The organism is Anaerorhabdus sp., from assembly GCF_036657415.1.
Lineage (GTDB): Bacteria > Bacillota_I > Bacilli_A > Erysipelotrichales > Erysipelotrichaceae > Anaerorhabdus.
This window is the reverse complement of record NZ_JAVXGL010000072.1, coordinates 1-9,964: the sequence shown is the minus strand read 5'-3', so window position 1 is coordinate 9,964 and position 9,964 is coordinate 1. Positions and strand designations below refer to the sequence as shown.

Genomic DNA, 9,964 nt, shown 5'->3' with positions numbered 1-9,964 from the left:
CAGTTTTTTATAGCATTTCCTACTTCCTCTTCATTCATATACGACTGGGCAGTATCAATATGTCTATAACCTACTTTCAATGCATCTAATACACATTTTTCACACTCTTCTTTTGAAATTTGGAAAACTCCAAATCCTAATTTTGGCATCTTTACACCATTTTGTAATACGACATATTCCATATCAATCACCTTGACCTTTCCTGTAGCCTAGAATACAATTTGAATTATAAACCTCGGTAGTTACTACCGGTCAATACCTTAATGGAGGAATTTTATATGTTTTCAATGAATGAGACTTGTAAACTAACCAATATGACCTATGAAACATTAAAATATTACTGTAATGAAGGATTAATTCCCAATGTTAAACGTGATAAAAACAACTACCGTATTTTTGATGACAAAGATATTTCTTGGATTAAGAGTTTATCATGTTTGAAACAATGTGGTATGGGTATCAGCGAAATGAAACAATACGTACAACTATGTATGGAAGGTGATACCTCAATTCCAAAACGACAAGCTATTCTTGATCATAAAAAAATATTATTAGTTGCGAAATTAAAAGAAATTGAAGAAAGTCTTCAATTTATAGAAACTAAACAACAATTTTATAAAGATGTTATCACTGGCAAAGTAACCACCAAAGGTTCTAACGACTAGACTTTACTTATATTCCTTCATTAGTCACCCCTAGCAAATAAAAAAAAGAAGTAGTTGTCCACTTCTTCATTCAGGATTTACATCCTTTAACGGGGGAAAGAAATCTATATCAAACGGTATTATTTCCTATTTGATGTCTCTATTATAGTTTGCAGTTGTGAAGACATCATGGTGAATATGTGAAAGTTTTGTGTAATTTTATTGTGACATAGTCACTGAATAACCCTTTAGAAAAGCATAGAATAAAGATGTAAATAAAGGAGGAATACTAATATGTCAGTATTACATTTAAATAAAGAATCATTTGAAAAAGAAGTTTTAGAAGCAAAGGAACCAGTTCTTGTAGATTTCTTCGCAACATGGTGTGGACCTTGTAAGATGTTATCACCAGTCATTGAAGAAATTGCAGAAGAAGCAAAAGACTTCAAAGTATTTAAACTAGATGTTGATGCAGAAGAAGCAATTGCAGAGAAATATGGTGTTATGACTATCCCTACATTAATTGTATTCAAAGATGGTAAGCCTGTACAAACTTCTGTTGGCTTCAAACCAAAAGCACAAGTATTAGATTTAGTTAAAAATGCATAAAGCAAGTGAAAACTTGCTTTTTTGTTTCTTATTACAGTTATAACTACCAATATTTTCCACATCAAAAATAAAAATTACATATAAAAAAGTAAAGCGCTAGTTTTCATCTAGCGCCTTTTCATTTAATGTATTTAAATTTCCAAATCGATCATAATATTGGAATGTATCTTTTTCTGTAGCTGGAACACGTACAGTTATTTGTAATTCACCACTGTCGAATACAAGAATTTTTTTGTCTTTCATTGCTTCTACAATATTTATAAAATAATTTCTAAATCCACGGAATGAATCAAAATCTTGGTAGATATAGATTTGATATGTGTCATTTCCTCTTTGATAGTAATCGATATCTAGAAATTCTGAACCGTTACTTTCAACAACTAATTTATCATGTAATGAATCATCTAATACAAATTTTACATCATAGTCATTAAAATCATAAATTGCATTTTCATAATAAGGTATCGTTTCTTCTAGTTGTTCATTTTTTCCAAAATAACGTGTAGCTTCTTGTGAAGTAATATAAACTGGTTCTAAGTTTGCAATGTCGTTGAACGTTAATGGAACACCAACACCTAAGAATAATGCAGATATAATTAATGAAGCACCGATTGACCAAAAGTGATGACGGCGATTGAAGATAAGATTAGTAAATCCTCCAACGATAGCTCCAATAAGTCCAAGTGCACCAATTGAAATGAAGATTAAACCCAATAGTGGCACACCAATTATCCATAAATAAACAAGGAAACCGAGTGCGATTGCTATTCCAACAATAATTCCCCAAAATGGAATCAAGAAACAAACTGCAATAAAGCGTAATATCCAAACGAAAGCCGTGATAATTCCATTTCCAAATCCATTTGTTTCAGATTTTTCCTTTTTAGTTTGACCATTTTTATAGTCATATGAATAGCTATAAGAGTAATCTTTATTTTTGTTTTCTGTTTTTGTAGAATCACTTGCTGCTTCTTTTTCATTTTTATTTTCTGTCTTTTCAGTTTTTACATATGTAGCTTCATCTCTTTTTTCATTCGCATGAAGTGGTTCTTCTTTTTTTGTATTATGTTCTTTATTGCTTGTTTTTTCATCAAACTTAAATCCTTCTGTTAATGGTCTTTTAAACAAGTTTTCAGCATTAATCTCTTCCCCATTGACACCTACTCTTACAAAACTAATTATAATTAATACTGTAAGTACAAAGAATACAATTGATAGTAGAACCGAAGTTACAATCGAGAATGCATGTCCTATACCATAAGGCAAGATTACTTCTAATAAACTTCTAACTAATGAACGTATTAAGTAGAATGGAATTTGTAAGACAAAAATTAATACAATCGCAACACCAATCAATACAAGTGTACGCGTTACTCCTTCTACTGATAAATCCCTAAAAAACGTTGAGAAGAATTTCACTAAATAGTCTACAATTTCATTTAAAGCATTCCCAACTTTTTGAGCTGTATCATCCGGTCTTGCAGATTTCTTACTTGTGTTAATTTTATAAGCTTCTAATATTTCATTCGCAAGTTCATCGATATCCCCAAAATCTTTTACAGCATCTTCTTCTGTCATTCCTTCTTGAATTTTTTGATCAATTGTATCTGAATATTCATCTAAAATATCTTTTACTTCAGAATCACTTAAGATAACTAAACGATTTTTTAATTTTTCTAAAAATTGTTGTTTATTCATGTTTATTCTCCTTACTGTTCTCTATAAAGCGATTTATGCTTGTAGAGAATTCCATCCATTCCTTCTTCGTTTGTTCCATAGTTTCAATCCCTCTAGCTGTGATTCGATAGTATTTTCGAGGTGGTCCTTCTGTTGATTCGCGTAAATATGTATCAAATAATGAATCATTTGTCATTCTCTTTAAGAGTGGATATATTGTCCCTTCATTTACATGGACAATATTAGAAACTTCTTTTACTAATTCATATCCATAGATATCTTGCTTAGCTACAACCATCATAACTACAAGTTCCAAGACACCCTTTTTGAATTGTGTGTTCATCATATCACTTCCTTGCTATAAGATTATCATTAGTACTTTGCATTGTCAAGTACTGTTTTATACCTATTATTAAGAAAATAAAATAGAGGATTTTCCTCTATCTTACTAAGCTTTTTAGTTTTTCCTTATCTTTAATTAGTATTCCACCACGGTATAATTCTACAATTCCTTCTTTTTCAAAGTACTTCAGCATTCTACTTACTACCTCTCTAGCACTACCTATATATTTAGCTAGAGCCTCATGGGTAACTTCTATACAACTAGTTTTTGCATGATTCATTTCATCATATAGATAGATGGCTAATCTTTTATCCATACTCGTAAACAATACTTGTTGCATGGCCCACATAACATCACTAAATCGTTCCGTAGTCAATTTATAAACATAGTTTTCTAGATAAACATTCTTCTCAATCACTTGTGAAAATGCTTCAGTATCAATTAAAATTCCGGTTGTTTCCGTTTCTGAATCTACGAATACATCAAAGCTTATTGATGATAAAATACATGATGCTGATAAAATGCATACATCGTTGTTTTCTAAATAATAAAGGGTTACTTCTCTTCCTTCTTCAGAAAGCATATAAACGCGTAATTTTCCCTTAGTCACAACAAATACGCCTAAACAATCATCTCTTTCACCATGAATTGTCTGATGAGCTGGATAGCGCACCTCTGTTGCATGATTGACAATCAAGTCTCTTTCTTGTGTTGAAAGCCTGTCCCATGCTGGAATAATCGTATTTAGTACATCAATATTCTTTGTATCTAGCATAACATCTCCCTCTATAATAGTTTTACTATGTCTTCTTCAATTTGACTTGGATTAATATTTGGTGCAAATCGTTTAATTACTTGTCCATCACGATCTACTAAAAACTTCGTGAAATTCCATTTAATATTATTGCTTAGCAAACCTTTTTTACTATTTTTTAAGTAAGTATATAATGGTGATTCATGTTCACCATTTACTTCAATTTTACTAAATTGCGGAAAAGTAACATGGTATTTTCTCGTACAAAATTCATGTATATCACTATCTGTTCCTGGAGCTTGATTATGGAACTGATTACAAGGAAAATCTAAAATTTCAAATCCTTGTAAATGATATTTTTCATACAATTCCTGCAATTCTTGATATTGTGGTGTAAATCCACACCCTGTAGCAGTGTTAACAATTAAAAGCACATTTCCTTTATATCTTTCAAGTGAAATCTCTTCACCCTCTTGGTTCTTTACTGAATAGTCATAAATCATAGTTATGTCTCCTTATGTCTTTATTATAAAGATATTTATCACAAATAGTTATTTTATGCATCTAAAAAGCTCTATCAAGATTTGACAGAGCAACTAAATGATTCAAAATTAATCATTTCAAAAGGTACTGGTCGAGCAAAATAATATCCTTGCGAATAATGAATATCATATTTTTCTACTTCTTCTTGGATTGTTTCATCTTCTACATACTCTGCAACAATTTTTGCATCCAATTGTTTTCCTAAGAAAACAATATTCTCGAGTACTTTACGATAGATAACATCTTTTTTAATGTTTCTTACAATACCACCATCAATTTTAATAAAATCTGGTGCTATTTGTGCAATTGATATGAAATTTGAATAACCAATTCCAAAATCATCAATTGCTATTCTTACTTTAAATTTTCTGACTTTTTCTAAGAATGACTGCAACATTGAAATATCTTTAAAACTTTCATCTTCCAGAATTTCAAAAACAAAGTTACTGCAGTCTTTCATTTTTGATAATTTCTCTATAATAAAATTATTTACTGTTTTATAGTTGATATCATATGCTGATAAATTCAATGCAACATCAAGTCCTGTTCCCTCGAATAACTCGAGTACTTTTCCAATCATTATCATACTTAAACGTGTATATAGATGATACTTCTTGGCAATTTCCATAAAATCACTTGGTACATAAATATTGCCTGCTGCATCCCTAACACGCATCAGAGCTTCATATTTAGCAACTTGCTTATTTTCATTATCATAGATGCCTTGAAAATATGGAATTATGCCGTCATGATTAAGAGCATAATTCAAAATATTAAGCATGTCTTGTTCTTTTTGCAAAGACTCACTACTACTCATATCAACCTCTGAATAATTAATAAAGTGAGATTGTAAGTACTGACATTCCTTTAATGCAATGATTCCTTTTTCTAATAATTCTTTATCATCTTGGACTAAGATAAAACGATTTATAAGAATTTCTGGAAATTCATTAAATTCCATTGTATGGTAGCGTTCAAATAAATATTCAATGAATGTCATAAACTCTTCATCACTAACTTCTGCTGCAGCGGTAACTAATATTGTTGTATCGTTAAGAGCATAACAATAAAATTTACGAGAATTATTTTTCAATTCATTATCATCTAGAATACATTTGATTCCTTCCTTTAAGATTTGATGATAACCCTCTTGCCCAAATCGTGAAACTAGTAAATTCGAATTTTCAATTTGAATCATACACATCTTATCAAAACCATATTTACTTTTATCGATATCATATTTAAGTGTATTTGCTAATCCAGTAAGAGTATCTAGATATAACTGACTCTTTGATTTTTCTTGTTGAACTAAAAGTTTATCTAACAATTGTTGATTCATTTCAGTCATTGCTAAACTTTGTTTCTTCAATACAAAGTTCAATAACTTATCATCGTCCGTATTCACATGAAATAAATTATCGAATACCGAAAAATCTGGTAAAAAGTAACTTTCATTTTCAGCTAAACCAACATAACAACATGAACCATTATATAAACTATTGCGATCGTGATTCCATCCAATTTCACCAAGCATAAATGCACCGGAGATATTACAGTTTGCAAAAGGCTTCAATTCCCAATCTGCACAATTCTCTAAATATAATTTTCTAAAGACACATGTATAACAAAATAATGACTCAATTGAATGCTTCGAAACTTCTTTACAAATATCATGACATTCTTTAACACATCGAGTTGGGCTAACGTATCCAATTCTAAATTTTGTATTAGAAGGCAATGTTGAACTGTAGAGTGACATTTTATTCAATGTAGAATCATAATGAATAAAGCGACTTAAACCATGACTATTTTCAATAATCAAAGGAAATTTAACTAACTCATCATCTTCAGCAATTTGTTGCCACTTTTTATATTCTTTTAGACGTCGTAATCCAAATTGTTCAAAACACCAATCTGTAGCTGGCACACCTTCAATTGTTTCAAGATATGTATCCTTTGCCTCATTAATCGTATATACAGAGCTGATTGGTTCATGCGAAATATTTGCCATCGTGAATATTTTTAAATCATCATTACTATAACCAGCATAAATTAATCCTGCCTCAAATGCTTCATATTCATCAAATACGAATGATATAACATCTTGATTCATATTATTACCCGCAATACCACCCGCGAGCTTTATACCTGGATTAACCGTATTCATATCATCTAAAAATATACCTGCTTGAGTCCACTGATTGCCAATTAAAATATGCATTAAAGCTATATTTTCTTCTTCAATATTTTGTTTAATTTCATTCGCAATTTCTAATGTTGTTTTATTCTCAAATACAACTTTACCTTTAATAATATTCGTCTTTTCATGTTTTTCTATGACAACTAAAATATCTGATTCATATTGTTTTCCATGAAAAATGACTCCATTTGCACTACATCCAATAATTCTACTGTTTGGCAGAAGATTTTTTATTGCTTTAGAAACCTCTACAGCTTCTTCTTTTGAATGATTTGAAACATAGATTCTAACTAAGCAGTCAGATTCATAATCAAATGAATTCTCAAGCAGAAAAGTATCAAATTGGTTTTTATCCTCATAAATCAGTTGAAGACTTCTCATAATTTCTCTCCCTCCAAAATATACATCTATGCAATTTTAAACTAGATGTTATTTTTATTTGAATAATATTCTTTCTTTGCGTTATACATATTTTGATCAGCTTCTTTCACAGCCATTTGCCAACTATCAATTTTATTATCTCTACAGATTGCATATCCAATTGAGTAAGCTGCATCTTCAAAGTTTTCTGCGGTCTCTTTAAAGTTCATTTCTATCTTCATTATTAATTCTTCCATTTTTTCATTTGTTGCATTTTCTACTAGAACAATGAATTCATCTCCACCAATGCGGTAAGAAATTTCATTTTTAGTACATACACGACGTAGTGTTTCCGCATAGCACTTTAGATATTCATCTCCTTGTTCATGACCCTTTGAATCATTTATTTTTTTGAGTCCATTTAAATCTGTCGATATAACACCTAAATTCATAAGTTTATGTTGGCTTGCACGATTATTTATATCTACTTCATAAGCATTTCTACTCTTAAGAGAAGTTAAATAGTCCGTATTCGCTAAATCCTTGTATCGTGGATTTGATATTCTTCTAAAATAAATAACTGAGAAGATTGCACAAACTATACATGACAAGCCGATAATCAAAGGGGTAACTTGGCGTATCAATTGAAATGTTTTATATTGATTCTCAGCTGAAAATTCAACTCCAATCGCTCCAATGATTTCATCATCTGCATTATGTACTGGTACATATGCAACAAAGACATCGCCCCAATCCGTATCTAAGATTTCATTTGGCATTACACGTTGTCCATTTAAAGCCTTTCTTAAATCAGCTTGAAAGTCAGGTTCAATCAAATCACCTGGATATCTAAAATCTGGATCATCCATAGGTAATCCATCAATCAAATAAATTAATGCTCCATCTTCATTTTCTTTTGCAGTATATAAATATTTAGCATTTGTTATTTTTCGAATCTCACCAAACATTTCCTTCATTGCAATATATTTCTCTGCTGTTATATCACTTTTATCGTTTATATCATCGAACGCTGTTAAATCAAATCTCTCTTCCTCTACATAAGTTACAATTGACTCGACTCGCTGTTCCAATGTATAAATCATATCTTTATACGTAAAATCATATGTAATCCAAAATAAAACAAAACAGGAAAGCCCTACAGCAATAGCCGCAAATAAAGACACTTGAACGTCTACTCTGCTTAAATTAAACTTTACCTTTTTACGCATACATTTCTCCTTTTAGCCTATAGATACAATCTTTCAAACTCACTAACTGTTATAGGTTTTGAATAATAGAATCCTTGTATCATATCACATCCAAGTGTTTTTAGATAATCAACTTGGTCTTTTGTTTCAACACCTTCAGCAACTGTCTTCATACCCAATTCATGGGCTAGTTTAATTATAAATTCGATAATAGTCTCTTCTCTTTTCCCGCCTTTTTCTGAGAAAAACTCTTTATCAATTTTAAGTGCATCTGCATGAATAGTTTTTAATACATTAAGTGAAGAATAACCACTTCCAAAATCATCGATTGAGCATCGATATCCCAAAGTTTTCGCATTATCGATAAATCGAGTAATTACCGTTTCACTTTCAATAATCAATGATTCCGTAATTTCAAATTCAAGATAACTTGATGGTATATTATATTTATTTCTCAATACTTCATATCGAGATAATTTATCATTGTTTGCTAAATTGTAACGTGACATGTTAAATGAAATTGTGTCAAAACTAACACCGTTATCTAGCCATTTACGAATCGTCTTACAAACCTCTTCAAACACATAGTAGTCTAACTCGACAATAAACCCATTTCTTTCAAAGAGAGGAATAAACTCTTCTGGATATATTTCTTCACTACCAATCCAACGGATTAATGCTTCACTAGCATCTACCTTATTAGTAAATAGATTAAATTTGGGTTGTAAGTATAATTTGAATTCATGATTTTCTAGAGCTAATCGCATTTTATTTTCAATATCTTTTTCACGTATTAACTCCAATGTATCTTGTGCATTATAGAATCGACATTGACAAAACTCGGCATCAATATCATTTTTCAATTTTTTTCGTGCTAAATTTGCTCGATCTTGAATCTTGATTAATTGCATTTCTGGGTCTTCAATACAATAAATACCGCAAGCAAAGCTTATATAATATTTAATCGATGCCATTTCATTAAATCGATTAATCTGTGTAACAATTTCTTGTAGTCTTTTCTCAATATGCTCTTTACCATCATTTCGCATTAATATATCAAATACATCAGACTCAATTCGTGCAACACATTCATTCTCAGATAGATTTAATGCAATTGTCTCATAAACATATTTTAAAATTTTATTACCTTCTTCAATACCAAATGCATCATTTATCGCATTAAACTTAACAATGTCAATTGATACTAAACAATATTCATTTACTTTACAATTACTAAGTATCTTCATTGTTTCTTCCTTGAATGATGTTTTACTGCGACCTCTTGTAATAGAGTCAACATACGCAAGATTTAATAAATTGATTCTTTGTGCTACCTTCTCTGTAATATCGATGAATACAAAAACATACACAGGATCCTCTAAATGCCAATCAATACAACTACCATAGATTTGAAAGTTATACCAATTATTATTTTTATCAACAAGTGAAAGTTCATCATTACAGGTTTCACCTAGTCTTAATCTTGCATAATTATTTTCTATTATTTTTTTATTGAATTTTAAATTATGCTCAATTAAATCATTGTCTACATTTATTTCATCTTCACCAAAAAAGTCGTAGAATTTTTGACTTCCTTTTACCAACTCAAGACTATCTTTTCTTACA

General features: G+C 30.3%; 10 protein-coding genes. 2 read left to right on the top strand and 8 right to left on the bottom strand.

The genetic code is table 11. The annotated features are described in order from the left end of the window. On the bottom strand, positions 1–182 hold a 182-nt coding region (locus RSB60_RS09240; protein ID WP_332615908.1), incomplete at its 3' end, for an aldo/keto reductase. A gap of 96 nt (positions 183–278) precedes the next feature. Here RSB60_RS09240 and RSB60_RS09235 point away from each other — a divergent pair. Together RSB60_RS09235 and trxA are read left to right on the top strand one after the other, a co-directional pair. Then, on the top strand, positions 279–665 hold the full coding sequence (locus RSB60_RS09235) for a MerR family transcriptional regulator (RefSeq protein WP_323380830.1): 387 nt from the start codon (positions 279–281) through the stop codon (positions 663–665). 273 nt (positions 666–938) lie between these two features. Further along, positions 939–1,253, top strand: coding sequence for a thioredoxin (gene trxA, locus RSB60_RS09230; protein ID WP_323380829.1), 315 nt, complete (start codon positions 939–941; stop codon positions 1,251–1,253). A 96-nt stretch (positions 1,254–1,349) separates the two neighbouring features. Here the strand turns inward: trxA and RSB60_RS09225 are convergent, their stop codons facing one another. The 7 genes from RSB60_RS09225 to RSB60_RS09195 all read right to left on the bottom strand — a co-directional run. Next, entirely contained in the window at positions 1,350–2,951 is a 1,602-nt protein-coding gene (locus RSB60_RS09225) for an HAAS signaling domain-containing protein (protein WP_323380828.1), read from the bottom strand. Beyond that, the gene (locus tag RSB60_RS09220) at positions 2,944–3,276 is read right to left on the bottom strand and encodes a PadR family transcriptional regulator (protein ID WP_442879664.1); all 333 of its coding nucleotides are present in this window, start codon (positions 3,274–3,276) and stop codon (positions 2,944–2,946) included. Before RSB60_RS09220 ends, RSB60_RS09225 begins: the two co-directional genes overlap by 8 nt. Before the next feature lie 94 nt (positions 3,277–3,370). Then, positions 3,371–4,048: a Crp/Fnr family transcriptional regulator gene (locus tag RSB60_RS09215; protein ID WP_323380826.1), complete on the bottom strand. Its 678-nt coding sequence runs from the start codon at positions 4,046–4,048 to the stop codon at positions 3,371–3,373. A gap of 11 nt (positions 4,049–4,059) precedes the next feature. Further along, positions 4,060–4,530: a glutathione peroxidase gene (locus RSB60_RS09210; RefSeq protein ID WP_323380825.1), complete on the bottom strand. Its 471-nt coding sequence runs from the start codon at positions 4,528–4,530 to the stop codon at positions 4,060–4,062. Between the two features lie 74 nt (positions 4,531–4,604). Further along, positions 4,605–7,151: an EAL domain-containing protein gene (locus tag RSB60_RS09205; RefSeq protein WP_332615904.1), complete on the bottom strand. Its 2,547-nt coding sequence runs from the start codon at positions 7,149–7,151 to the stop codon at positions 4,605–4,607. Between the two features lie 41 nt (positions 7,152–7,192). After that, the gene (locus tag RSB60_RS09200) at positions 7,193–8,359 is read right to left on the bottom strand and encodes a GGDEF domain-containing protein (protein WP_332615902.1); all 1,167 of its coding nucleotides are present in this window, start codon (positions 8,357–8,359) and stop codon (positions 7,193–7,195) included. A gap of 17 nt (positions 8,360–8,376) precedes the next feature. After that, a partial coding sequence (locus RSB60_RS09195) for a putative bifunctional diguanylate cyclase/phosphodiesterase (RefSeq protein WP_332615900.1) occupies positions 8,377–9,964 on the bottom strand: 1,588 nt, incomplete at its 5' end.

Coding starts and splice junctions, on each gene's coding strand:
- RSB60_RS09235 (WP_323380830.1), top strand. CDS start 279: ATGTTTTCAATGAATGAGACTTGTAAACTAACCAATATGACCTATGAA.
- trxA (WP_323380829.1), top strand. CDS start 939: ATGTCAGTATTACATTTAAATAAAGAATCATTTGAAAAAGAAGTTTTA.
- RSB60_RS09225 (WP_323380828.1), bottom strand. CDS start 2,951: ATGAATAAACAACAATTTTTAGAAAAATTAAAAAATCGTTTAGTTATC.
- RSB60_RS09220 (WP_442879664.1), bottom strand. CDS start 3,276: ATGATGAACACACAATTCAAAAAGGGTGTCTTGGAACTTGTAGTTATG.
- RSB60_RS09215 (WP_323380826.1), bottom strand. CDS start 4,048: ATGCTAGATACAAAGAATATTGATGTACTAAATACGATTATTCCAGCA.
- RSB60_RS09210 (WP_323380825.1), bottom strand. CDS start 4,530: ATGATTTATGACTATTCAGTAAAGAACCAAGAGGGTGAAGAGATTTCA.
- RSB60_RS09205 (WP_332615904.1), bottom strand. CDS start 7,151: ATGAGAAGTCTTCAACTGATTTATGAGGATAAAAACCAATTTGATACT.
- RSB60_RS09200 (WP_332615902.1), bottom strand. CDS start 8,359: ATGCGTAAAAAGGTAAAGTTTAATTTAAGCAGAGTAGACGTTCAAGTG.